Annotated in this window: 19 protein-coding genes and 1 pseudogene; 4 read left to right on the forward strand and 16 right to left on the reverse strand. The window is 66.0% G+C overall.

Annotated elements, in window-relative coordinates; all coding sequences use genetic code 11:
* Positions 1-108: 108 nt before the first annotated feature.
* Positions 109-1,074, forward strand: coding sequence for a threo-3-hydroxy-L-aspartate ammonia-lyase (locus tag QCE83_RS03450; protein ID WP_309807627.1), 966 nt, complete (start codon positions 109-111; stop codon positions 1,072-1,074).
* Between the two features lie 8 nt (positions 1,075-1,082).
* Here the strand turns inward: QCE83_RS03450 and QCE83_RS03455 are convergent, their stop codons facing one another.
* The 3 genes and pseudogenes from QCE83_RS03455 to ubiD all read right to left on the reverse strand — a co-directional run bounded on the left by QCE83_RS03455 (position 1,083) and on the right by ubiD (position 4,349).
* The gene (locus QCE83_RS03455; protein WP_309807628.1) at positions 1,083-1,751 is read right to left on the reverse strand and encodes a LysE family transporter; all 669 of its coding nucleotides are present in this window, start codon (positions 1,749-1,751) and stop codon (positions 1,083-1,085) included.
* Positions 1,752-1,753: 2 nt separating this feature from the next.
* Positions 1,754-2,757, reverse strand: a pseudogene (locus tag QCE83_RS03460) (asparaginase).
* Positions 2,754-4,349 (reverse strand): 4-hydroxy-3-polyprenylbenzoate decarboxylase, encoded by a 1,596-nt coding sequence (gene ubiD, locus QCE83_RS03465; RefSeq protein WP_309807629.1) that lies wholly within the window; start codon positions 4,347-4,349, stop codon positions 2,754-2,756. The pseudogene QCE83_RS03460 and the gene ubiD overlap by 4 nt, the downstream one beginning before the upstream one ends.
* A 587-nt stretch (positions 4,350-4,936) precedes the next feature.
* Here ubiD and QCE83_RS03470 point away from each other — a divergent pair.
* A complete protein-coding gene (locus QCE83_RS03470) occupies positions 4,937-6,103 on the forward strand; it encodes a transglycosylase SLT domain-containing protein (protein ID WP_309807630.1) in 1,167 nt (388 codons plus the stop codon).
* 76 nt (positions 6,104-6,179) lie between these two features.
* Here QCE83_RS03470 and QCE83_RS03475 read toward each other — a convergent pair whose 3' ends face one another.
* The 4 genes from QCE83_RS03475 to ribBA form a co-directional block, all read right to left on the reverse strand.
* On the reverse strand, positions 6,180-7,373 hold the full coding sequence (locus QCE83_RS03475; protein WP_309807633.1) for a pyridoxal phosphate-dependent aminotransferase: 1,194 nt from the start codon (positions 7,371-7,373) through the stop codon (positions 6,180-6,182).
* Positions 7,374-7,811, reverse strand: coding sequence for a transcription antitermination factor NusB (nusB, locus tag QCE83_RS03480; RefSeq protein WP_309807634.1), 438 nt, complete (start codon positions 7,809-7,811; stop codon positions 7,374-7,376).
* Positions 7,808-8,317 (reverse strand): 6,7-dimethyl-8-ribityllumazine synthase, encoded by a 510-nt coding sequence (gene ribH, locus QCE83_RS03485; protein ID WP_309807635.1) that lies wholly within the window; start codon positions 8,315-8,317, stop codon positions 7,808-7,810. Before ribH ends, nusB begins: the two co-directional genes overlap by 4 nt.
* 61 nt (positions 8,318-8,378) lie before the next feature.
* Positions 8,379-9,542 (reverse strand): bifunctional 3,4-dihydroxy-2-butanone-4-phosphate synthase/GTP cyclohydrolase II, encoded by a 1,164-nt coding sequence (gene ribBA, locus QCE83_RS03490; protein WP_309807636.1) that lies wholly within the window; start codon positions 9,540-9,542, stop codon positions 8,379-8,381.
* A 179-nt stretch (positions 9,543-9,721) separates the two neighbouring features.
* Here ribBA and QCE83_RS03495 point away from each other — a divergent pair, with 179 nt between their 5' ends.
* Complete coding sequence (locus tag QCE83_RS03495; RefSeq protein ID WP_309807637.1) at positions 9,722-10,231, forward strand: hypothetical protein; 510 nt, start codon at positions 9,722-9,724, stop codon at positions 10,229-10,231.
* On the opposite strand, the gene QCE83_RS03500 is transcribed toward QCE83_RS03495, so the two are convergent.
* From QCE83_RS03500 to QCE83_RS03515, 4 genes are all read right to left on the reverse strand, one after another.
* The gene (locus tag QCE83_RS03500) at positions 10,155-10,766 is read right to left on the reverse strand and encodes a riboflavin synthase (protein ID WP_309807638.1); all 612 of its coding nucleotides are present in this window, start codon (positions 10,764-10,766) and stop codon (positions 10,155-10,157) included. The two genes, QCE83_RS03495 and QCE83_RS03500, sit on opposite strands and share 77 nt — an antisense overlap.
* Before the next feature lie 58 nt (positions 10,767-10,824).
* Positions 10,825-11,937 carry a bifunctional diaminohydroxyphosphoribosylaminopyrimidine deaminase/5-amino-6-(5-phosphoribosylamino)uracil reductase RibD gene (ribD, locus tag QCE83_RS03505; RefSeq protein ID WP_309807639.1) on the reverse strand — a complete coding sequence of 371 codons (1,113 nt, stop codon included), beginning with the start codon at positions 11,935-11,937 and terminating at the stop codon, positions 10,825-10,827.
* Between the two features lie 18 nt (positions 11,938-11,955).
* A complete protein-coding gene (hemL, locus tag QCE83_RS03510; protein ID WP_309807640.1) occupies positions 11,956-13,239 on the reverse strand; it encodes a glutamate-1-semialdehyde 2,1-aminomutase in 1,284 nt (427 codons plus the stop codon).
* A 165-nt stretch (positions 13,240-13,404) separates the two neighbouring features.
* On the reverse strand, positions 13,405-13,956 hold the full coding sequence (locus QCE83_RS03515; RefSeq protein WP_309807641.1) for a hypothetical protein: 552 nt from the start codon (positions 13,954-13,956) through the stop codon (positions 13,405-13,407).
* Positions 13,957-14,106: 150 nt separating this feature from the next.
* Here QCE83_RS03515 and QCE83_RS03520 point away from each other — a divergent pair, with 150 nt between their 5' ends.
* The gene (locus QCE83_RS03520; protein ID WP_309807642.1) at positions 14,107-15,318 is read left to right on the forward strand and encodes a Bcr/CflA family multidrug efflux MFS transporter; all 1,212 of its coding nucleotides are present in this window, start codon (positions 14,107-14,109) and stop codon (positions 15,316-15,318) included.
* Between the two features lie 15 nt (positions 15,319-15,333).
* Here the strand turns inward: QCE83_RS03520 and QCE83_RS03525 are convergent, their stop codons facing one another.
* The 5 genes from QCE83_RS03525 to QCE83_RS03545 form a co-directional block, all read right to left on the reverse strand.
* A complete protein-coding gene (locus tag QCE83_RS03525; RefSeq protein WP_404984716.1) occupies positions 15,334-17,445 on the reverse strand; it encodes a prolyl oligopeptidase family protein in 2,112 nt (703 codons plus the stop codon).
* A gap of 287 nt (positions 17,446-17,732) precedes the next feature.
* A complete protein-coding gene (locus tag QCE83_RS03530) occupies positions 17,733-18,851 on the reverse strand; it encodes a sn-glycerol-3-phosphate ABC transporter ATP-binding protein UgpC (RefSeq protein WP_309807644.1) in 1,119 nt (372 codons plus the stop codon).
* A 50-nt stretch (positions 18,852-18,901) separates the two neighbouring features.
* A complete protein-coding gene (locus QCE83_RS03535) occupies positions 18,902-19,759 on the reverse strand; it encodes a carbohydrate ABC transporter permease (RefSeq protein ID WP_309807645.1) in 858 nt (285 codons plus the stop codon).
* On the reverse strand, positions 19,749-20,687 hold the full coding sequence (locus QCE83_RS03540; protein WP_309807646.1) for a sugar ABC transporter permease: 939 nt from the start codon (positions 20,685-20,687) through the stop codon (positions 19,749-19,751). The genes QCE83_RS03535 and QCE83_RS03540 overlap by 11 nt, the downstream gene beginning before the upstream one ends.
* Positions 20,688-20,881: 194 nt before the next feature.
* A complete protein-coding gene (locus tag QCE83_RS03545) occupies positions 20,882-22,135 on the reverse strand; it encodes an ABC transporter substrate-binding protein (RefSeq protein ID WP_309807647.1) in 1,254 nt (417 codons plus the stop codon).
* Positions 22,136-22,343 lie beyond the last annotated feature (208 nt).

The following is a 22,343-nucleotide window of genomic DNA, read 5'->3' on the forward strand; positions in this document are numbered from 1 at the left end:
ACAAGGGCGATGCGTTTCACAGCGCATCGCCCTTGTTGTTTCCGGCACCCGGGGCAGGGCGGCATAAACTGGGACAATGCCCTTTCTTCCCCGCACAGGTTGCCGCCGATGACCTCCCTTCCCGCACCCACCTACGATGACGTCGCCGATGCCGCCCGGCGCCTCGAAGGCTTCGCGCATCGCACGCCGGCCCTGACGTCGCGCACCGCTGACGACATCGCCGGCGCCTCGCTCTTCTTCAAGTGCGAAAACTTCCAGCGCATGGGCGCGTTCAAGTTCCGCGGCGCGTGGAACGCGCTGTCTCACTTCGACGACCGCCAGCGCGCGGCCGGCGTCATCACTTACTCATCGGGCAATCATGCGCAGGCCATTGCGCTGTCGGCGCGGCTCGCGGGCATACGCGCGACCATCGTCATGCCCGAGGACGCGCCGGCCGCAAAAATGGAAGCGACGCGCGGCTATGGCGGCGAAGTCATCACCTACGACCGCTATACGCAGAACCGCGAGGAGATCGGCCGGCAACTCGCCGACGAGCGCGGCATGACGCTCATTCCGCCCTACGACCATCCGCACGTGATCGCGGGCCAAGGCACGGCGGCGAAGGAGCTGATCGAAGAAACCGGGCCGCTCGACTATCTCTTTGTATGCCTCGGCGGCGGCGGGCTGATCGGCGGATGCGCGCTCGCGGCGGCCGCGCTGGCGCCGGATTGCAAGGTGATCGGCGTCGAGCCGGAAGCGGGCAACGACGCGCAACAGTCGCTTGCGCGCGGCGAGATCGTGACTATCGACGTGCCGCGCACCATCGCCGATGGCGCCGCGGCCACGCATGTCGGCGCTTATAACTTTCCGATCATCCGCGAGCACGTGGAGCGCATCGTCACGGTGAGCGATGCGCAACTGATCGAGACGCTGCGCTTCTTCGCCCAGCGCATGAAGATGGTGGTCGAGCCGACGGGTTGTCTCGCGGCGGCGGCGGTCCTGCAGAAGATCGTGCCGGTCGAGGGCAAGCGCGTGGGCGTGATCGTGTCCGGCGGCAATGTCGATCTCGCGAAGCTCTCGCAGTACCTTGCCTGAAGGCAGGATCAGCTTGCCGCGTGCACGATCAAGTCTCGATATCCATTGACGATCACGCTGTACGCGAAGTACGCGAAGAGCACCGCCGACATCACATGACACGCGCGCAGCAGCCGCGTGCCGGCGCGTTTGCGGCCGTGGCTGGCCAGCGTGCAGATGAAGAGTGTCCAGGCGAGGCCGCCGCAGAAGAAGCCGGTCAGGAAAAGGGACGCGCTGACCGCGCTGGTTGCGCCCGCCTTGGCGATGAGCGCGCCGCCGACGGCCGCGAACCACAGGATCGCGCTAGGCGACGACACTGCCAGCAGGCAGCCGCGCACGAAGCTCTTCCAGTGCCGGGGACGCGGCACGGCGAGATCCGCCTCGCCTTCGACGGGCGGCGCGGAGGCCGGATCGAGCGCCTCGCGCGCCATCTTCCACGTGAGGAACAGTAGCACGATGGCGCCGCCGATCCACACCACCCAGCGCACGGCAGGGAACTGCAGCAGCGCCGCCATGCCGAGCAGCGCGAGTGCGGCATAGAACAGATCGCCGAAACAGGTGCCGAGGCCGAGCACGAGCCCCGGCCTGAAGCCGTGCGACAAAGTCAGCGAGATGATCGCGACGTTGGCGATGCCGATATCGAGGCACAGCGACAGCGACAGAAAAAATCCGTCCGACAGCAACGACCACGCGTGCATGTTCAAGCCTGATGGGAATGCAGCGTGAAGCGCACGTCGAGCTGGCCGGTCGGCACGCCCATGGTGTTGCGCACGACCGGTTGACGGAAGGCGGCGAGGGCGTCGCGTTGCTGCTGCGTGCCGATGCCGAGCTGATCGAGCACGTGCACGACGACCGCGTTCAGCACCGTGGTATTACCGTCCTCGACCTTGATCGCGATGCCGAGCGTGCCGTGCCCGCGCCGCACGCCGATCGCATAGCACGCATCCGCGCCGGTCTTGCCGACCAGGGTGCCGTCGAAGGCCTGCATCAGCAGCGTGCAGAAACGCCCTTTGCCCGCGACGAGTTCGGGATGCGCCGTCATCGCCCGGTGGATGCGTGCGAGCGGTGTGTCTTGCGGCGCATCGGCGATCGTCATGAAGAGCCGCGCGAGATGCGCGAGCGGGAAGGCGGGCGTCGGCAGGTTGCAGCCGTCGATGGCCCATTGCACTTCATCCTCGGGCAAGCCGGCTGCGTGCGCCATCGTGCGTCTCACGTGCGCCTGCAAGGGATGGCCGGGCAGATGATAGTCGGCGAGCGCGAGGCCCAGCGCGCGGGCGCCCGCGAGCATGCCGGCGTGCTTGCCGGAGCAGTTGCTGCACACGGCGGTCGGCGTGAAGCCGCGTTTGATCCAGTCGCGCTGCACGGCGTCCGAGATCGGCGGATGACCGCCGCAACGCAAGTCGCTCTCGCTCGCCTGCGCCTTTGCGAGCATCGCGCGCACACGTTCGATATGGCGCGGCTCGCTACTGTGCGACGCGCACATCAGCGCGAGCTCTTCCTCCGTGAAGCCGAAGCGTTCGAGCGCGCCGGTCTCGATCACGGCAAGCGCCTGCGCCGGCTTCGCGGCCGAGCGCGGCAAGGTGATGCGCTGCGGATCGCCGAACAAATGCACGAGCCGGCCATGCGCATCGACCACGGCGACGTGCGCCGCATGCGTGTTCTCGACGATGCCGCCCCATAGAGCGTCGCGGCGAGCGCGCTCATGCGTCGAGCCCGAGTTCGGCCCACAGCCCGTCGACGCGGCGTTTCACTGCCTCGTCCATCACGATGGGACGGCCCCATTCGCGGTTCGTCTCGCCGGCCCACTTGCTGGTGGCGTCGAGGCCCATCTTCGAGCCGAGGCCCGCCACCGGCGACGCGAAATCGAGGTAGTCGATCGGCGTGTTGTCGACCATGACGGTGTCGCGCGTGGGATCAACGCGTGTTGTGATCGCCCAGATCACTTCCTTCCAGTCGCGCACGTTGACGTCCTCGTCCACCACGACGATAAACTTCGTATACATGAACTGGCGCAGGAAGCTCCACACGCCGAACATCACGCGCTTGGCGTGTCCCGGATAGCTCTTCTTCATCTGCACGATCGCCATGCGATAGCTGCAGCCCTCGGGCGGCAGATAGAAGTCGGTGATCTCGGTGAACTGCTTCTGCAGCAGCGGCACGAAGACTTCGTTCAGCGCGACGCCGAGCACGGCCGGTTCGTCGGGCGGCTTGCCGGTATAGGTGGAATGAAACAGGGCGTCGCGCCGCATCGTGATCTTCTCGACCGTGAAGACCGGGAACCACTCCTGTTCGTTGTAGTAGCCGGTGTGATCGCCGTAGGGGCCTTCGAGCGCGTGCTCGTAACGGGCGGCGGCGCCCGTCGAGGGACGCGGCGGCGCGCCGGCGGGCACGGGCGGGAGATCGCCGTCGTGCGGATGGATGAAGCCTTCGAGCACGATCTCCGCGCGCGCCGGCACCTGCAACGAGTCGACGCCCGGCGTCAGGCACTTCGCCAGCTCGGTGCGCGAGCCGCGCAGGAGCCCCGCGAACTGATATTCGGACAACGAGTCCGGCACCGGCGTGACGGCGCCGAGGATGGTTGCCGGATCCGCGCCGAGGACGACGGCGACCGGATACGGCTTGCCCGGGTTCGCCAGCGCGAACTCGCGGAAATCGAGCGCGCCGCCGCGATGCGCGAGCCAGCGCATGATGAGCTTGTTGCGCCCGAGCAGTTGCTGCCGGTAGATGCCGAGATTCTGGCGCGGCTTGTTCGGTCCGCGCGTGACCGTGAGGCCCCAGGTGAGCAGCGGTCCGGCGTCGCCGGGCCAGCAGGTCTGGATCGGCAGGCGATAGAGGTCCACGTCCTGGCCTTCCCACACGACTTCCTGGCAGGGCGGCGCGCTCACCGATTTCGGCGCCATGTCCCAGACCGCCTTGGCCAGCGACAGCAATTTGCCGGCGTCCTTCAGGCCTTTCGGCGGCTCGGGTTCCTTCAGCGCCGACAACAACCGGCCGACGTCGCGCAGCGAACCCAGCGCGGCGACGTCGCCGCCGAGGCTCGTATCCGCACTGCCGGGCGCGTCCGTTTCGATGCCCATGCCCAGCGCGACTCGCCGCGTGGTGCCGAAGAGGTTGGCCAGCACGGGCATCGTGTGGCCGGTGGGCGCTTCGAACAGCAGCGCCGGGCCGCCTGTACGCAGCACGCGATCCGAGATTTCGGTGATTTCGAGAACGGGGGAGACGGACTGCCGGATGCGGCGCAATTCACCGAGCGCTTCAAGGCGGGCGGTGAAGTCGCGCAAGTCTTTGTATTTCATCGATGCTCGCAGGTGATCTCGGGACGCCCGCGGAGCCGGTCTGCACGGAGCGGGACGGCTGCGCGCCATGGCGATTGTCGATTTTACCTGTGCTCGCGTCGGTGCGTTGGGGGACATTCAGCGAAAAGCAGTGTCGACGGCAGCGAAAACGCGCTTTTCGGGCGCTGAACACTGTTCAATATAACTGTAAGTAATTGAAACGGAAGTCTATAGCATTGACGGATCATTAAACCCTGCTAGAATCGCTTGGCATCCAAAGCAGGTTTTGAAACTTTTTACCGCTGCCTCAGGTCTTTACAGACGCACATGCGTCGCCTGCGCCGAACCTGCCCGGCGACTCATGGCTGTTGGTTGTCACTGCCGGCGTTTCCACGCCGGTTTTTCGCGTGGAAGGTCATCTGCGCACTCAGGGCATGCAGTACGTGCCGCGCAACCCGGTGTTCATGCCGGTTCGGCCTTCCAGACGGCGCATGCCGTATCCCCGATGCCGCTTACGCTTGCCAAGAGCGAGCGGTGTCTGATTTGCGCTTTTGATATGGGCTTTATTCATATTCATCTGCGCTAATCATGCAACATTGGGAGCATCGATGAACGCTTGGTTATCGTGGGGTTCCGACACCCGCGCCGCGCAACTGGTGCGCATCGCGCTGCGTCGTGGACGCCGTTTGAGTCACCATCTCTTCAGCCTGGTCGGCGGCGTCGCCGTCATCACGGCGTTGTCGCTGTGGCTGCTGCCTTCGTGGCGCACCACGCTCGCCGCAAAGGTCATGCCTTTCGTGTCCGCCGCCGTGCAGGCCGGTCCGGCTCGCCTGCTCGCGGGGCAGCCGCTGCCGCCGTTCTCGGCCGTGCATCGCCCGGCGAACGACGCGATGCTGCCGGTGAACCTGGCCGTGAACAAGGCCAGTGCCGCTGACGCGCCCGCCGCGAACGGCAAGGCGCCCGCCGCGGTCACGCCGTCGCTTGGCGCGGCTGCCAGCGACGACGACAGCACCCGCCAGCTGACCGGCGGTATCAGTCTCGCTGTTTCGCCGAACGGTCTCGATCCGCGCACCATGCCGTCCGTCGGCATGCTGGCGAGCCTGATCCCGGCGCAACGCGTCGTGGCCGATGCGCGCGACGACCGTGTACTGGTTTCCACGCGCGAGCAGAAGCTCGTCGCGAGCTTCATTGCGCGGCGCTATCGCGTGGCGGAAGAGCCGGTCACCGAGCTCGTGCGCGCAGCGTTCGACACAGGCCGCGAAGTCGGGCTCGATCCGCTGCTGCTGCTCTCCGTGATGGCGATCGAATCGGGCTTCAATCCGTATGCCGAAAGCGGCGTCGGCGCGCAGGGTCTGATGCAGGTGATGTCGAAGGTTCACTCCGACAAGTTCCAGTACTTCGGCGGCTCGCACGCGGCGCTCGATCCGCTCGCGAACATCAAGGTCGGCGCGCTCGTGCTGAAGGACTGCATCGCGCGCGGCGGTTCGGTGGCGGGCGGCCTGCGCTTCTACGTCGGTTCGACGACGCAGGACGACGGCGGCTACGGCGCCAAGGTGCTGGCCGAGCGTTCGCGTCTGCGCGACGTCGCACGCGGCCGTAACGTGCCGATCAATGCCCCGCAGGCGCCGGTCCAGCCCGCGCCCAAGCAGGTGCTGGCTTCCGCCGCGCCCGAAAAGCGCGTTCACGTGACGATCGATACGTCGAAGAAGCAGGGCGCGCAGGACGATGGCGACACGGAAACGAAGCACGTCGCATCGGCGGAATTCGGCGCCTGATTACTGCTGCAAGCGTCTGACCAATAAAAATGGGCACCCGAGGGTGCCCATTTTTCATTTGGCCAGCTTGATGTGTTCAGCGGCCGAACAAGGATCCCAGCCGCGCCACCGCCTCTTCGAGCTTTGAGTAGGCGGTTGCATACGACAGACGCAGATAGCGCTGCGGCGCATGAAACCCGAAATCCGTGCCCGGCACGAGCACCACGCCCGCGTCATGCAGCATCGCGTGCGTGAGCGCGTCGCTGTTGCCGGCGGCGGGATGGTGCACCGTGGCGGTATCCGCGTAGACGTAGAAGGCGCCGTCCGGCACCACCGGCACGCCGAAACCGAGCGAGCGCAGCGCCGGCACGATGTAGTCGCGCCGCCGTTTGAATTCGCCCCGGCGAGCCTCGTAGATCGCGAGCGTCTCGGGCGCGAAGCAGGCGAGCGCCGCATGTTGCGCGAGCGCCGACGCGCAGATGAACAGGTTCTGCGACAGTTTTTCGAGCGCGCCGACCATCGCGTGCGGCACGACGAGCCAGCCGAGCCGCCAGCCGGTCATGTTGAAGTACTTCGAAAAGCTGTTGACCGTGACGACGTCGTCGCCGAAGGAAAGGGCGGACACGGGTTTCGCGTCGTAGCTCAGCCCCTGGTAGATCTCGTCGACGATGGTAAAGCCGCCGCGCGCACGCACCGCGCCGATGATCCGCCGCAGTTCGTCCGGTTCGATCGACGTGCCCGTCGGGTTCGACGGCGACGCCAGCAGCACGCCGCGCGTCTTGTCGGTCCAGTATTCCTCGACATGCGCGGCCGTCAGCTGGAAGCGTTCGGCTGGACCGCTCGGAATCAGCACCGGCTTGCCGTCCGCGGCCGACACGAAGTGCCGGTTGCACGGATAGCAGGGGTCGGGCATCAGGACTTCGTCGCCGTGATCGACCAGCGCCATGCACGCGAGCAGCAGCGCCGCCGACGCGCCCGCCGTCACGACGATGCGCGCCGGATCGATGTCGAGGCCGAAGGCATCGCGGTAATGCTGCGCAATGGCCTCGCGCAGCGCGTGGATGCCGAGCGCATTGGTGTACTGCGTGACGCCGCGCGTGAGGGCGTCGGCGGCGGCGCGGGTGACGGGCTCGGGCGCGGTGAAATCCGGTTCGCCGATGCTCATGTGGATGATGTCGCGGCCGGCGCGTTCGAGCACCTGGGCCTGCTTCATCAGCTCCATCACGTAGAACGGCTCGATGGCGCCGACCCGCGACGCCAGTCTCACCAGCGGCTCCGCAGCGTGGTTCATTTACGCTCCGCGTCCGCGCGCCTGCGCCTCGGTGGGTCGCATGGCGACGGCGAGCTTGTCGAGCACGCCATTGACGTACTTGTAGCCGTCCGAGCCGCCGAAGGTCTTCGTCAGCTCCACCGCTTCATTGATGACGACGCGATACGGCACGTCGATGTGATGCTTGAACTCGAAGGCCGCGACCAGCAGCACCGCGCGTTCGACCGGCGACAACTGGTCGATCGGCCGGTCCAGACACGGCTGCAACTGCTCGGACAACGTGTCCGCTTCCTTGATCACGCCGTGCAGGATGGCGTCCAGGTGTTCCTGGTCGGCCTTGTCGAAACCCTGCGTGGAACGCAGCTGCGCGTCGATTTCACCGGCGGGCGCACCGGACAGCAGCCATTGATAAAGCCCTTGCGTCGCGAGCTCGCGCGAACGGCGTCGTGCGCTCTTCATGCGCGGTCCTCGTCTTCTTCGTCTTCGTCTTCTTCATCGCCGCCGAGCTGCTCGAGCGCGACGGACAGATTCGCCATTTCAACCGCGACGCGCGCGGCATCACGACCCTTTTCGGTCATGCGCGCGACGGCCTGCTCGTCGTTCTCGGTCGTGAGCACCGCGTTCGCCACCGGAATGCCGAAGTCGAGCGCGATGCGCGAAATGCCCGCGCCGTTCTCGTTCGACACCAGTTCGAAGTGATAGGTCTCGCCGCGCACGACGCAGCCGACCGCGATCAGCGCGTCGAACTGGCCGGACTCGGCCAGCTTTTGCAGCGCGAGCGGAATTTCCAGCGCGCCGGGGACGGTGACGAGCAACACGTCTTCGCCGATCACGCCGAGACGCTCCAGTTCCTCGATGCACGCGTCGGCGAGGCCGTTGCACACCGGTTCGTTGAAACGCGACTGCACGATGCCGATGCGCAGGCCGTCGCCGTCGAGGTTCGGCTGATATTGTCCGATTTCCATGAATTGGATCCGTTGGTTCTGTTGGAGAGGGGCGGCGCCTTAAGGGCGTCAGGCCTTGGCGTCAGGCCGAGCGCAGCTGCGCGACGGACGGCTCGACGGGCGCGGCGGTCGCGGGGCAGCCGGGCATCGGAATGAAGCCCGTGACCTCGAGCCCGTAGCCCGACATGCTGCCGAGCTTGCGCGGATTCGAGAGCACCTGCATCTTGCCGACGCCGATGTCGCGCAGGATCTGCGCGCCGATGCCATAAGTCTTGAAGTCGATCGGCCGGCGCTGCAGCTCCTTGGCCTTCTGCTGCTGGTCGAACGCCTCGAACACAGCCACGAGATGTTCCTTCGTGTCGCCGCAATTGAGCATGACGATGGCGCCGAGATCGCGCGCGGCGATTTCCTTCATCGCGGCGTCGATGGTCCACGAGTGCATGGAGGCATCTATTTCGAGCAGGTCGAGCACCGAGAGCGGTTCGTGCACGCGCACCGGCGTTTCCTGTTCGGGACGCGGCGTGCCGCGCACCAGCGCGATGTGCGGCGAATGCGTGGGCTCGTCGCGATACAGGATGGCGCGGAACGGGCCGTGCGCGGTCTGCATGGTGCGCTCGGAGACCTTCTCGATGATCGATTCGGTGCGGCTGCGATAGTGGATCAGGTCGGCAATCGAGCCGATCTTGATGCCGTGCTGCTCGCCGAACTCGATGAGATCCGGCAGGCGGGCCATTTCGCCGTCGTCCTTGATGACTTCGCAGATCACGGCGGCCGGCGTGAGGCCGGCGAGCGCGGTGAGGTCGCAGCCCGCTTCCGTGTGGCCGGCGCGGACCAGCACGCCGCCGGGCTGCGCCATGATCGGGAACACATGGCCGGGCTGAACAATGTGTTCGGCGCGCGCGTCCGGCGCGACCGCCGCCTGAATGGTCCGGGCGCGGTCCGAGGCCGAAATGCCGGTGGTGACGCCCTCGGCGGCCTCGATGCTGACCGTGAATGCCGTGCCGTACTGCGTGCCGTTGCGCTGCGTCATCAAGGGCAGGTTGAGCTGCTGGCAGCGCTCCTGGGTGAGCGTCAGGCAGATCAGGCCGCGGCCGTATTTCGCCATGAAGTTGATGGCTTCGGGCGTGACGAATTCGGCGGCGAGGATCAGATCGCCTTCATTCTCGCGATCTTCTTCGTCGACGAGGATCACCATCCGGCCGGCTTTCAGTTCAGCGATGATCTCAGGAGTGGAGGCGAGCGACATGATGACGTCCCGTAAGGGTCCGGTTCGGGGAAAGGGCGTATTTTACGCCACGCCTGCCACACGGGCGGCGAAATCCACGGGACGGCGGACGGGAAATTTCCTAGGCCATTCGGACGAATGGTGCATGCGCGCCGGGCCTGAGAGACTGGCTGGACCTCAACTCTCACGGCGTAACAACTATGATCAGCATGAAGCACAGGAACGGACCGCAGGCACAGACCGCCACGGATCCGGCACTTTCCCCGGATCGCGCGGCGGTGCGCATCACGGATTATTTTGAGGCGCGGCTGCTCGAAATCGAGCGGCAGTGGATCGAGGCGGGTAATGCGGAGGCGTTCGACCTTCTGATCGAACGCCTGGACAGGGAAGTGCTTCCCCAGCTCAGGAGCGCGCCGCGCATGGGGCGCGATGTGTCCGGCGAGATTCCGGAGCAGTTCGAAGCGACGCTCTGCGTGGGTTATCTCGTCGAGATGCTGGAGCGGGCGAGGGCGGCGGGCGGCGAACTGTTTGTGCACGAGTTCGGCGACGCACCGTCCGGGGAATATGCGCTGCTCTACCTGCTCGCGCAGGAGACGCTGTACCTGGTGTCGATCCGGGAGACGGGCTCCGGCGTCACGCAGCGCTCATCATCCGTTCCACATAGCGCGCAATCAGATCGATCTCCAGATTCACCTGGGTGCCCGCCTTGAGCGTGCTCAGCGTCGTGACTTCGACGGTATGCGGGATCAGGTTGATCGAGAACTCGCTGCCGTCGGGGCGGTCGGTGACGGCGTTGACGGTGAGGCTCACGCCGTTCACCGTCACCGAACCCTTGTAGGCCAGATACTTGCCGATGTCCTTCGGCGCGACGATGCGCAACTCGTGCGATTCGCCCACCGGCTCGAATTTCGAAACGACGCCCAGGCCGTCCACGTGTCCTGAAACGAGATGGCCGCCCAGGCGGTCGTGCGCGCGCAGGGCTTTTTCCAGGTTCACGCCGGCGCCGGCCTCGCCGAGGCCGACCGTCTTGTTCAGGCTTTCGCGCGACACATCGACATCGAAGGACTTGGGCGTTTTCTGGATCACCGTCATGCAGGCGCCCTGAATGGCAATGCTGTCGCCGAGTTCCACGTCGCTCAGGTCTAGCCCGCCGGCCGCGATCGTCAGGCGCACGCCCGCGTCCTGCGCGCCGAGCGGCGTGACTTTTTCGATGCGGCCCATTGCCGCGACAATTCCTGTGAACATCTGGAGCGTTCCTTTTGAATCAGAAAACGGAATCAAAAACCGGGAGACCGGGGTGCCGTCAGCTTGCCACGTTGGCTTCGGCGAAGCGCGCCAGAATGCGCAAATCATCGCCCAGACGGTCGATGCGATGAAATTTGAGATGCGGGCGCGCGTCGAGCGTGGCGGGCGGCGCGAAGTCGAACATGCCGGGCGCGCTGCCGAGCAGGCTCGGCGCGAGATAGACCAGCAATTCGTCGACGCAGCCTTCGCGCAGCAGCGAGCCGTTCAGCTTGTGGCCCGCTTCCACGTGCAGTTCGTTGATGCCGCGATCCGCGAGCGCCGTGAGCATGGCGGGAAGATCCACCTTGCCGCGCTCGTTCGACGACTCGATCAGTTCCACGCCCTTGTCGCGCAGCGCGGCGGCGCGCGCGGGATCGGCGTCGGCGGCATGGAAGATCCATGGCGGCGCGCCGTCGAGAATGCGGGCTGCGAGCGGCACGTCGAGACGGCTGTCGATCAGCACGCGCTGCGGCTGGCGCGGTGTATCCACCGCGCGCACCGTCAGTTGCGGATCGTCTTCGCGCACCGTGCCGATGCCGGTGAGTATGGCGCAGGCGCGGGCGCGCCACGCGTGGCCGTCGGCGCGGGCGTCCTCGCCGGTGATCCACTGGCTGTCGCCGGACGGCAGCGCGGTGCGGCCGTCGAGCGTGGCCGCGACTTTCATGCGCACCCAAGGCCGGCGCCGCGTCATGCGCGACACGAAGCCGATGTTCAGTTCATGCGCTTCGTTCGCGAGCAGTCCGCAGCGCACGTCGATGCCCGCATCGCGCAACATGGTGAGACCGCGCCCGGACACCGCCGGATTCGGATCTTCCATCGCGGCGATCACCTTCTCGACGCGCGCGTCGATGAGCGCGTGGGCGCATGGCGGCGTGCGCCCGAAATGACTGCACGGTTCAAGCGTCACATAGGCCGTGGCGCCGCGCGGGTCCTTGCCGCGCGAGCGCGCGTCCTTCAGCGCGCGAACCTCGGCGTGATCCTGACCGGCCGGCTGCGTGAACCCCATGCCGATCACTTCGCCGTTCTTGACGAGCACGCAGCCCACACGCGGGTTCGGCGTCGTCGTGTACATGCCTTTCGAAGCGAGCGCGAGCGCGCGCTCCATGTGCGTGAAGTCGGTTTGCGAGAACATCGGCGGGGCCCGGCAGCGTCAGGCCGACAGCGACGCGAACGCGCCGCGCGCGGCATCGAGCGTCGCGCCGATCACGGCGTCGTCGTGTGCGCTCGACACGAAGCCCGCTTCGAATGCCGACGGCGCGAAGTACACGCCCGCGTCGAGCATGGCATGGAAGAAGGCGTTGAAGCGCAGCGTGTTGCCTTGCTGGATCTGCGCGAAACTCGCCGGCACCTGCTCGGAGAAATACAGGCCGAACATGCCGCCGATCGAGTCGGCGCAGAACGGAATCCGGGCCTCGCGCGCGGCGGCCGTCAGGCCGTCGACGAGCTTGCGGGTCTGCTTCGCCAGGTCGTCGTAGAAGCCGGGGCGCTGGATCAGGCGGAGGGTTGCAAGGCCGGCGGCCACCGCAATCGGATTGCCGGAGAGCGTGCCCGCCTGATAGACGCCGCCCAGCGGCGCGAGATGGGCCATGATGTCGCGCCGCCCGCCGAAGGCCGCCGCCGGCATGCCGCCGCCGATCACCTTGCCGAGACACGTGAGGTCGGGCTTGATGCCGTAGACCTCTTGCGCGCCGCCGAGCGCCACGCGGAAGCCGCACATCACTTCGTCGAAGATCAGGACCGCGCCGTATTCGCTGCAGCGTTCGCGCAGCGCGTTCAGGAATTCAGGCGTCGCGCGCACGAGATTCATGTTGCCGGCCACCGGCTCGACGATCACCGACGCCACTTCCGCGCCGAAGGCCTTGAACGCCTCGTTCAATTGCTCGACGTTGTTGTATTCGAGCACCGTGGTGTGCTTTGCGATGTCGGCCGGCACGCCTGCCGAAGTCGGATTGCCGAACGTGAGCAGGCCGGAACCGGCTTTGACGAGCAGGCTGTCGGCGTGGCCGTGATAGCAGCCTTCGAACTTGATGATGCGGCTGCGGCCCGTGAAACCGCGCGCCAGGCGCAGCGCGCTCATGGTGGCTTCCGTGCCGGACGACACCATGCGCACCTGTTCGATCGACGGCACGAGCTTGCAGATCTCCTCGGCAATCTCGATTTCGGCTTCGGTCGGCGCGCCGAACGAGAAACCCTGCGCCAGCACGCGCTGCACAGCTTCGAGCACGTCCGGGTGAACGTGGCCGAGGATCATGGGACCCCACGAGCCGATGTAGTCGATATAGCGCTTGCCGTCCGCATCCCAGAAATACGGGCCTTGTGCGCGCTCGATGAAACGCGGCGTGCCGCCTACCGAGCGGAACGCCCGCACCGGCGAGTTCACGCCGCCCGGAATGGTTCGCTGTGCGCGTTCGAAGAGTGCTTGATTCTTGGACATGGATGGAAGCCTGCGCTGAAGGTGAATGCGGGAGCCGCGCCGGAACGGCCGCGCGCCGGGCGGGCGCTGGCCCGCGGAACGCGCGATCCGACGCGAAAAACGGTGCTGAAATTGTACCGGAGTCGTTGCGACCAGGCCGGGTCGGGGCCTGGCCGTTGACGGGCATCAAGCGGGCTTGCGGGCCGTGCGGGCGCGTGTCCTGCGCGCGGTGGGCGCGGGTTCGGGAGCAGGCGCGGAAGGGGCTGGCGTGATTTGCGGCGGCGGCATGGGAGGCCGCGAGCGCCGCCCGGTGCGCTCGGTCCAGCGCTTTTCCAGCGCGCCTTCGGCCATCGGCTTGATGAGCGTGCCGGACATTTGCGCGTCCCAGGTCTGCACCGAGAAGGGATGGGCCCGCAGTTCGTCGCGCGTGACGACCACCTGCTCGTGCGCATCGACGAGCCAGTCATAGACGAAGTCGATGCACAGCCGATAGCCCCGCTTGCTGCCGACGTCCGGCACCTCGTAGGGCGCGCGCGTGACATACCCCGACGCGAACACGCCCTTCGGCTCCTGCGCCACCCGGTGCACGAACACGCGATCGCCCGGCAGCAGACCGCGCGCCGTGCCGCAGCCCCAGACATCGGCGACGGCTTCCCCCGCGCTCACCCGGCGCGCCAGGTCAGGCAGTTCAGGCCATGGCCACTTCTTGGGGCTCCAGATCAGCAGGAAGGCGGTCATCGGGGCGGTGCGTCGAGTGAAGAAGGAAGCGTCGAGCTTAGCGCACGGCGCGGTTCAGGGCCGGATCATGACAAAGCGTCGCGTACAATGACCTTTCTCTTGCGCGGCCGAAAGCCGCACCGCTTCCACCTTTCCCGTCCTGCGAACCTCATGTCCGACACCTCCCGGCGCCGGCCCGACGGCCGTTTGATTCTGCTGCTCGGCGCGCTCGCCGCCTGCGGTCCGCTGTCGATCGACATGTATCTGCCGAGTCTGCCCGCGCTGGCGGCGTCCTTCGGCACGAGCCCGGCCGCGGCGCAAAGCACGCTGACCAGCTTCATGTTCGGCTTTTCGTTCGGCATGCTGCTCTATGGCCCGATGTCCGACGCCTATGGCCGCCGGCCCGTCCTGCTCGGCGGGATTGCGCTGTATGCGCTGGCGAGCATTGCGTGTGCGGCGGCGCTTTCCATCGATGCCCTCGTGCTCGTGCGCTTCCTGCAGGCGCTGGGCGCGGGCGCGGCCTCGGTGCTCGCGCGCGCCATTGCCCGCGACGCGCACGCACCGGCCGACGCCGCCCGCGTACTGTCGATGCTGTCCATCGTCACGTCGATGGGCCCGCTGCTCGCGCCGCTGATCGGCGGGCAACTGATCTTGCTGGGCGGCTGGCGCGTCGTGTTCATCGCGCTGACGCTGTTCGGGCTGACCTGCGCCGTGACCGCCTTCCTGCGCGTGCCGGAAACCTGGCCGAAGGAGAAGCGCGCGAGTTCGGCGTTGGCCAAGTCGTTCGCCGCCTACCGGCACCTGCTCACCGATCCGGTCACCTGGGGCCACATGATCTGCGGCGGCATGGCCTTCGCGTCGATGTTCGCGTACATCACGGCCACGCCGTTCGTCTACATCGACTACTTCCATGTGAAGCCGCAGTTCTACGGCTTCCTGTTCGGGCTCAACATCGTGGGCATCATCGCGGGCAATGTGCTCAACACGAAGTGGGTCGGCCGGGTGGGCGCCATGAAGATGATCTCGGCGGCCTCGTTCGTGAGCGTGGCCGCGGCGCTCGCGGTGGCGCTGGTGTCGCTGACGGGGGGGGGCGGCCTGTGGTCGATCGTCGTGTGCCTGTTCTTCGTGGTCGGCGTGGTCGGGCTGCTCTCGGCCAATTGCACGACCGAACTGATGCACCGCTATCCGCACAACGCAGGCGCGGCCGCCGCCGTGTTCGGCGCAATGCAGCTGGCGCTCGGCGCGCTGTCGAGTCTCGCCGTCGGACTATTTCACGATGTCTCGCCGCACGGCATGGGCATCGTGATCGGCGTGAGCGGGGTGCTGACCTTCGCCGGGCGCACGCTGGTGCTGCGTTCGCACGCGGCGCCGGTGAAAGTGTGAGCCGCGTGCTGCCGTTCAGGTCGACAGACCCACTCGCGCCGCGAGGAACGTGAAAGCGGCGGCTTCCGTTCGCGCCACGGCGTCCGGCTCCACGCCAGCGCCGTGACCGCCTTCGCCGGTTTCCGCGTACCAGACTTCCGGATGTCCTTGCGCCTGCATCTTCGCCACCATCTTGCGGCCGTGCGCGGGATGCACGCGGTCGTCCATGGTCGATGACGTGAACAGCGCCGGCGGATAGGCGGTCTGCGCCGCCACCTTCTGATAGGGCGAGTAGGTCATCAGGAAGCGCAGGTCGTCGGGGTTGTCGGGATCGCCGTATTCGTCGATCCACGACGCGCCTTGCAGCAACTGATGAAAGCGCGCCATGTCGAGCAGCGGCACTTCCGAGAGCACGGCGCCGAACAGATCCGGACGCTGCACCATGCATGCGCCCACAAGCAGGCCGCCATTGCTGCCGCCGCGGATGGCCAGCTGCTTGCTGGATGTGAGGCCCGAATCGATGAGCGCCTGTGCGACCGCGATGAAATCGTCGAAGGCGATCTGCCGTTTTTCGCGCAAGGCCGCCTGATGCCACGCCGGTCCGAACTCGCCGCCGCCGCGAATGTTCGCCATCGCGTACAGCCCGCCGCGTTCGAGCCAGGCGATGCCGGTCGTCGCGTCGTACGCCGGATCCAGCGCCACTTCGAAGCCGCCATAGCCGTACAGCAGGCAGGGACGTGCGGCGGTGTTCGTCTCGACGTCGCGTCCGATCAGCCAATACGGAATGCGCTCCCCGTCCGGCGCGATGGCGTGCCGGCGCACGGCGGACATGCCACTGGCGTCGAACTGCGCGGGCAGGCGGGCGAGCAACTGCCACGGCGCGTCGCTTGCGAGATCCGCGTGATACAGCGACGGCGGCACCAGGAAATGTTCGGCATCGATAAGCACGGTGTCGTCGCGTTCGGGGTCGATGCCTGACACATACGCATGGCTGGTCTCCGGCAGCGCAAACTCACGCGTCTGCCAGGCTTGCCCGCCGTCCGCAGGCGGTTGCATCAACGTGACGCGCGGCTCGCCGTCATCCATTGCCGAGACGATCAGCCAATTTTTCGTGAAGTCGATTCCCGCCAGCACCCGACGCTCGGACGGCGTGTACAGGACGGTGAATTGCCGCGAACCCTCGAGGAATGCATCGCGGCGGATGACGGTGAGCGTGCCGGGCGCATGGCGGCGGCCGCCCGCGTTCCAGTACTTGCGCGGCGTGACGAAGAGCCAGCCGTGCCAGTGGGTCATCTCCGCATGCGCGGGCAACTCGTACTGGCGCCACTCGCCGGAGGTTTCGTCCAGCCAGTAGTTCAACGTGTCGAAGAAGCTGGTCGAGCGCGAGGCATGATGCAGCTTTTCGATCGGGAGATAGTCCACGCCCGCCGAAACGTCACGCCGTTCGCCTTCGAACACGACCGGCGCATCGGCGAGCGGCGTGCCGCGTGACCAGCGCCGCGCCTGGCGCGGAAAACCCGACGTGGTGAGCGCGGGATTCGGGTTCGTCCGGCTGTCGTCCCAGCCGACATAAACCGTATCGCGGTCGATCCACGAGATGTCGTGCTTGCCGACTTCGGGCAGGCAGAAGCCGTCCGTGACGAAGCTCTTCGTCTCGATATCGAACTCGCGCACCACGAGCGCGTCCGAGCCGCCGGGCGACAGGCTCACCAGCGCGCGATCGTAGGTCGGGTAGAGCAGGTCGAAGCCGGCGAGCGCCCAGCGCGTGTCGTCGTCCTCGCGCGTATTGACATCGAGGGCGTCGATATCCAGCACGGTTTCCCATTCCGGCGTGCCGGCGAGCCACGCGCTCCACGGCGTGCGCCGCGTGATGCCGAGCGGATGCGCGTCGTCCTGCCAAGTGTTGTAGCCCCATTCGTTATAACGCGTGCACACGACGATGCGGTCCTGCGACGTGTACACCGCTTCCAGCCGGGCGGCGAGCGCATGCGCGTCGGGCGTCGCGCCGAAGGCGGTTTCCGTGCGGCGGTTCTGGGCTTCGACCCAGGCTTGCGCGCGCGGATCGTCGAGGGCTTCGAGGCCGATGAAGGGATCGGCGCCTTCGGACGCCGGCCAGGCGAGTTCGGGATGCGAGGAGAGAAAGGGCATGCGGGGTGCGAAGGTTCGGGTGACGAAAAAGGGATTGTGCCAGCCACGCCAGACAAACGATGCTTCGACCAGGCGAGCGCGGGGCATGGCCGTTCTCGCTTTCAGGTGACATCGACCTTCGAAAGCTTCAACCCGTCGAGCATGGAAGGCAATCCGAAATGTCCGGAAAATTGTTTCGATATTGGCCGCCATTCCAGCGTTCAACCCTCGACAGCCGTTCAATCCCGAACATCAAAAAAAAACGCCACGGCGAACCGTGGCATCCAGGCTGCCTTCGAGCGCTGACCTCAAGCCAGCCGCTCTTCCGTCTGCGGATCGAACAGCACGGCCTTCGAGACATCGAACAGCAGCGTCATGTTCGACAGCGGCTGCGGATTCGACGCCGGGTGCACGCGCGACACGATACGCTTGCCGTTCACCTGCGCGAACACCAGCGTGTCCGGCCCGGTCGGTTCGATCACGTCGACGCGCACGTCCACCGGCTGCAAGCTCGTGTCGGAGACATCGTGCGCGCTGCGCGAATCGGTGATGCGTTCCGGACGCAAGCCGAGGATCACGTCCTGACCCACCTTGCCGCGCAGACGGCCCGCATCGAAGGGCAGGTTCAGCACCTTCTGTGCGACGCCGGTGTCCAGTTGCAGACCGACGCCCGCTCCCGCTTCCACCAGCTTGCCGGTGATGAAGTTCATCGGCGGCGCGCCGATGAAGCCCGCCACAAACAGATTCGACGGCGAGTCGTAGATCTCCTGCGGCGCGCCGAACTGCTGCACGACGCCGTCCTTCATCACGGCGATGCGATCGCCCAGCGTCATCGCCTCGATCTGGTCGTGCGTCACGTATACGATCGTCGTGCCGAGGCGCTGGTGCAGCAGCTTGATCTCCGAACGCATCTCGATGCGCAGCTTCGCATCGAGGTTGGAGAGCGGTTCGTCGAACAGGAACATGACGGGGTCGCGGGCCAGCGCGCGGCCCATCGCGACGCGCTGACGCTGGCCGCCCGACAGCTGGCCTGGCTTGCGGTCCAGCAGATGACCGATCTGCAGCGTCTCCGACACGCGGTCGACAATTTTCTTCTGCTCGTCCTTCGGCACCTTGCGGATGTTGAGGCCGAACGAGATGTTGTCGCGCACGCTCATCGACGGGTAGAGCGCGTAGGACTGGAACACCATCGCGATATCGCGGTCCTTCGGCGAGAGGTCGTTGACCGTCTTGCCGTCGATCATGATGTCGCCCTTGGTGACCGTCTCGAGCCCCGCGATCATGTTCAGCAAGGTCGATTTGCCGCAGCCCGAGCCGCCCACGAGAATCAGGAACTGACCGTCCTCGATGTCGATGTTGACGCCCTTGAGAACCGGCACCCCGTTCGGGTAGGTCTTGTACACGTCACGGATGGAAAGGCTTGCCATGTGAATCCTCTATGTAGTCTCTTCAACAGGGAATCGCGCGATTGCGGCGATCAACCCTTCACCGCGCCGGCCGTCAGCCCGCGCACGAAATAACGTCCTGCGATCATGTAGACCAGGATGGTCGGCAGCGCGGCGATGATCGCGCCCGCCATGTCGACGTTGTATTCCTTCACGCCCGTCGACGTGTTCACCAGGTTGTTCAGCGCCACCGTGATCGGCATGGAGTCGACGCCCGAGAACACGATCCCGAACAGGAAGTCATTCCAGATCTGCGTGAACTGCCAGATCAGGCACACCATGAAGATCGGCAGCGACACCGGCAGCAGGATCTTCGTGAAGATCGTGAAGAAGCCCGCGCCGTCGATGCGCGCCGCCTTCACCAGCTCGGCCGGAATGCTCACGTAGAAGTTGCGGAAGAACATCGTCGTGAACGCGATGCCGTAGATCACGTGAACCAGCACCAGGCCCGTGGTCGTGTTCGACAGGCCGAGGAAGCCTTGCAGTCGCGCCATCGGCAGGAGAATGGCCTGGAACGGGATGAAGCAGCCGACCAGCAGCATCGTGAACAGGCCATCCGCGCCGCGAAAGCGCCAGTGCGTGAGCACATAGCCGTTGAACGCGCCGATGAACGACGAGATCAGCACGGCCGGAATCACCATGCGCACCGAGTTCATGAAGAACGGCTGCATGCCGTCGCAGCGCACGCCGGTACAGGCTTCCTGCCAGGCCTTGACCCACGGCGCGAAGGTGAAGTGCGTCGGCGGCGTCAGCAGGTTGCCGGTGCGCAACTGGTCGAGATCCTTGAAGGAGGTCGACAGCATCACGTAGATCGGGAACAGGAAGTAGAGCGCGAAGAGAATCAGCACCGCATAGATGACGGCGCGGCTCAGGGTCATCTTAGGCTGCATTGCGGGTGCTCCTCGATTCGAGATACATGAGCGGCACGAGCACCGCGACGACCGTGGCGAGCATCATCATCGACGACGCCGCGCCGACGCCGAGCTGCCCCCGGTTGAACGAGAACGTGTACATGAAGATGGCCGGCAGCGAGGAGGAGGTGCCCGGACCGCCCGCCGTCAGCGCGACCACGAGGTCGAAGGTCTTGATCGTGATGTGGCAGAGGATCAGCAGCACCGAGAAGAACACCGGGCGCATGCTCGGAATCACGATCTTGCGATAGAGGGTCGGCAGCGTCGCGCCGTCCACTTGCGCGGCCTTGAAGATTTCGGCGTCGACGCCGCGCAGGCCCGCGAGGAACAGCGCCATCACGAAGCCGGTGGATTGCCACACCGCCGCGATCACGACGCAGAAGATGGCCTTGTCCGGATCGCCCAGCCAGTTGAACGAGAAGCTCGTCCAGCCCCAGTCGTGGAACACCTTTTCGAGTCCGAGACCCGGGTTCAGGATCCACTGCCACGCGGTGCCGGTCACGATGAACGAGAGCGCCATCGGATAGAGAAAGATGGCGCGCAGCGCGCCTTCGTTGCGGATCTTCTGGTCGAGCAGGATGGCCAGGAACAGCCCGAGGATCACGCAGATCGCGATGAACGGAATGCCGAACCAGCCGAGATTGGCGGCGGAGGTCCACCAGACGTCGTTGGCGAAGAGCTGCTTGTAGCGGTCGAAGCCCGCGAAGTCGTAGCGCGGCATCAGCCGCGACTCGGACAGCGAGAGATAACCCGTGATGGCGATGAAGCCGTACACGAACACGAGGGCGATCGCGACGCTGGGCGCGAGCACCAGCTTCGGGATCCAGCGATCGGCGAGCGCCGACGTGGGCGGCGCGCGACGCGGCGGGTTTTGCGGTTTCTTGTCCGCGGTAAGGGAGGCAGTCACGACTCGACTCCTGGAAAATGCGCCGACGCTCGGTGCGTTCTGTCGCACTTTTCTTCTGGCGCCTGTGGCGGAATGGCTATGCTTCGGCGGAAGCAAACGGCGCTGCTTGCAGCTGGCGTGATGCGGTTGAGGCAGATGCTTGTTCGTGGAAGCGGCGCGCCCGAATGAGCGCGCCGCTTCGGAGTGCAGCTGACTTACTTCGTCTTGGCGGCGTTCGCGAGCGCAGCCACCGCGCTCTTCGAATCCTGCGACGAATTCATGAACTTCGTCACGACGTCCGTCATGGCGCCGGCGACGGCGTCGCCCTGAGCCATGCCGTGCGCGAGCGACGGAACATAGCCGCCCGATTTGATCGCCGTCTGTTCATCAGCGTAGGACTTCTTCGCGCAGTCGTCGAATTTAGCCATCGACACGCCGAGACGGACCGGGATCGAGCCCTTGTTCAGGCTGAACTGCTCCTGGAATTCCGGCGTCATGATGGTCTTTGCGAGCGCGAGCTGGCCCGGCGTCGCGGCCTTCTGGTCCTTCTGCTGGAAGAACACGAAGGAATCGACGTTGAAGGTGTAGGCCTTGTCCGTGCCCGGCACCGGCGCGCAGATGTAGTCCGTGCCCGCCTTCTTGTTCGCGCCGGCGAATTCACCCTTCGCCCAGTCGCCCATGAACTGCATGCCTGCCTTGCCCTGGATGACCATGGCCGTGGCCAGGTTCCAGTCACGGCCGGTGCGGCCGCTGTCGAAGTAGCCCTGGATCTTGCGGACCGTGTCGAACACCTGAATCATCTGCGGCGACGTCAGCGTCTTCTGGTCGAGATCGACGATTGCTTTCTTGTAGAAGTCCGCGCCCTGCGAGAGCACCACGTCTTCCCACAGCGTCAGGTCCTGCCACGGCTGGCCGCCCATCGCGATCGGCATGATGCCCGCAGCCTTCATCTTGTCGGCCACCTGGAAGAACTCGTTCCAGTTGGTCGGCACCTTGCCGCCGGCCTTGTCGAGCGCCGCCTTGTTGATGTACAGCCAGTTCACGCGGTGCACCGAGAAGGGCGCGGCGACGTAATGGCCGTCTGCGTGGATGATCTTGTCGATTTCCGGCGGCAGGTTCTTCTTCCAGTCACCCGCGACGGAGTCGATCGGCACGAGCACGCCTTGCTCGGCCCATTCCTGGATCAGCGGACCCTTGATCTGCGCGGCCGAAGGCGCATTGCCCGAGATCACCTGGGTCTTCAGCGCGGTCATCGCCGCCGCGCCCGCGCCGCCCGCCACCGCGAAGTCCTTCCACTGATAGCCCTGCTTGGTCATGTCGTCCTTGAGCACGCCGACCGCCTTCGATTCGCCGCCGGACGTCCACCAGTGCAGCACCGAGACCGCCTCGGCTGCCTGCACCGCCGACGCCGTCGCACCGCACAGAAGACCTGCGGCGCACAGTGCGCCCATGAGCTTACGGACTTTCATTGTTTATCTCCTCGACACCTGAACAAGAAACGATTGGCTCCCGAAGCCGCCAGAAGCATTGTTGGAAAAACAGTGGTCAAAAACGGCACAACGTGGGCGGCCGGGAATCGGCGGTGTCGGCGGGATGCGGCAGGCGCGGGCGCATGAAACGCCGCGTGCGTGCAGGGCCGGCAGACCGATAGCGGCCGCACGGCTCTCAAGAGATGAG

Origin of the sequence: Caballeronia sp. LZ034LL, from assembly GCF_031451215.1 — a bacterium.
Lineage (GTDB): Bacteria > Pseudomonadota > Gammaproteobacteria > Burkholderiales > Burkholderiaceae > Caballeronia.

Coding starts and splice junctions, on each gene's coding strand:
- ubiD (WP_309807629.1), bottom strand. CDS start 4,349: ATGAAATACAAAGACTTGCGCGACTTCACCGCCCGCCTTGAAGCGCTC.
- ribD (WP_309807639.1), bottom strand. CDS start 11,937: ATGTTCTCGCAAACCGACTTCACGCACATGGAGCGCGCGCTCGCGCTC.
- QCE83_RS03520 (WP_309807642.1), top strand. CDS start 14,107: ATGTCCGACACCTCCCGGCGCCGGCCCGACGGCCGTTTGATTCTGCTG.
- QCE83_RS03545 (WP_309807647.1), bottom strand. CDS start 22,135: ATGAAAGTCCGTAAGCTCATGGGCGCACTGTGCGCCGCAGGTCTTCTG.
- hemL (WP_309807640.1), bottom strand. CDS start 13,239: ATGTCCAAGAATCAAGCACTCTTCGAACGCGCACAGCGAACCATTCCG.
- nusB (WP_309807634.1), bottom strand. CDS start 7,811: ATGAAGAGCGCACGACGCCGTTCGCGCGAGCTCGCGACGCAAGGGCTT.
- ribH (WP_309807635.1), bottom strand. CDS start 8,317: ATGGAAATCGGACAATATCAGCCGAACCTCGACGGCGACGGCCTGCGC.
- QCE83_RS03535 (WP_309807645.1), bottom strand. CDS start 19,759: ATGCAGCCTAAGATGACCCTGAGCCGCGCCGTCATCTATGCGGTGCTG.
- QCE83_RS03455 (WP_309807628.1), bottom strand. CDS start 1,751: ATGCACGCGTGGTCGTTGCTGTCGGACGGATTTTTTCTGTCGCTGTCG.
- ribBA (WP_309807636.1), bottom strand. CDS start 9,542: ATGTCGCTCGCCTCCACTCCTGAGATCATCGCTGAACTGAAAGCCGGC.
- QCE83_RS03530 (WP_309807644.1), bottom strand. CDS start 18,851: ATGGCAAGCCTTTCCATCCGTGACGTGTACAAGACCTACCCGAACGGG.
- QCE83_RS03450 (WP_309807627.1), top strand. CDS start 109: ATGACCTCCCTTCCCGCACCCACCTACGATGACGTCGCCGATGCCGCC.
- QCE83_RS03500 (WP_309807638.1), bottom strand. CDS start 10,766: ATGTTCACAGGAATTGTCGCGGCAATGGGCCGCATCGAAAAAGTCACG.
- QCE83_RS03515 (WP_309807641.1), bottom strand. CDS start 13,956: ATGACCGCCTTCCTGCTGATCTGGAGCCCCAAGAAGTGGCCATGGCCT.
- QCE83_RS03525 (WP_404984716.1), bottom strand. CDS start 17,445: ATGCCCTTTCTCTCCTCGCATCCCGAACTCGCCTGGCCGGCGTCCGAA.
- QCE83_RS03470 (WP_309807630.1), top strand. CDS start 4,937: ATGAACGCTTGGTTATCGTGGGGTTCCGACACCCGCGCCGCGCAACTG.
- QCE83_RS03495 (WP_309807637.1), top strand. CDS start 9,722: ATGATCAGCATGAAGCACAGGAACGGACCGCAGGCACAGACCGCCACG.
- QCE83_RS03475 (WP_309807633.1), bottom strand. CDS start 7,373: ATGAACCACGCTGCGGAGCCGCTGGTGAGACTGGCGTCGCGGGTCGGC.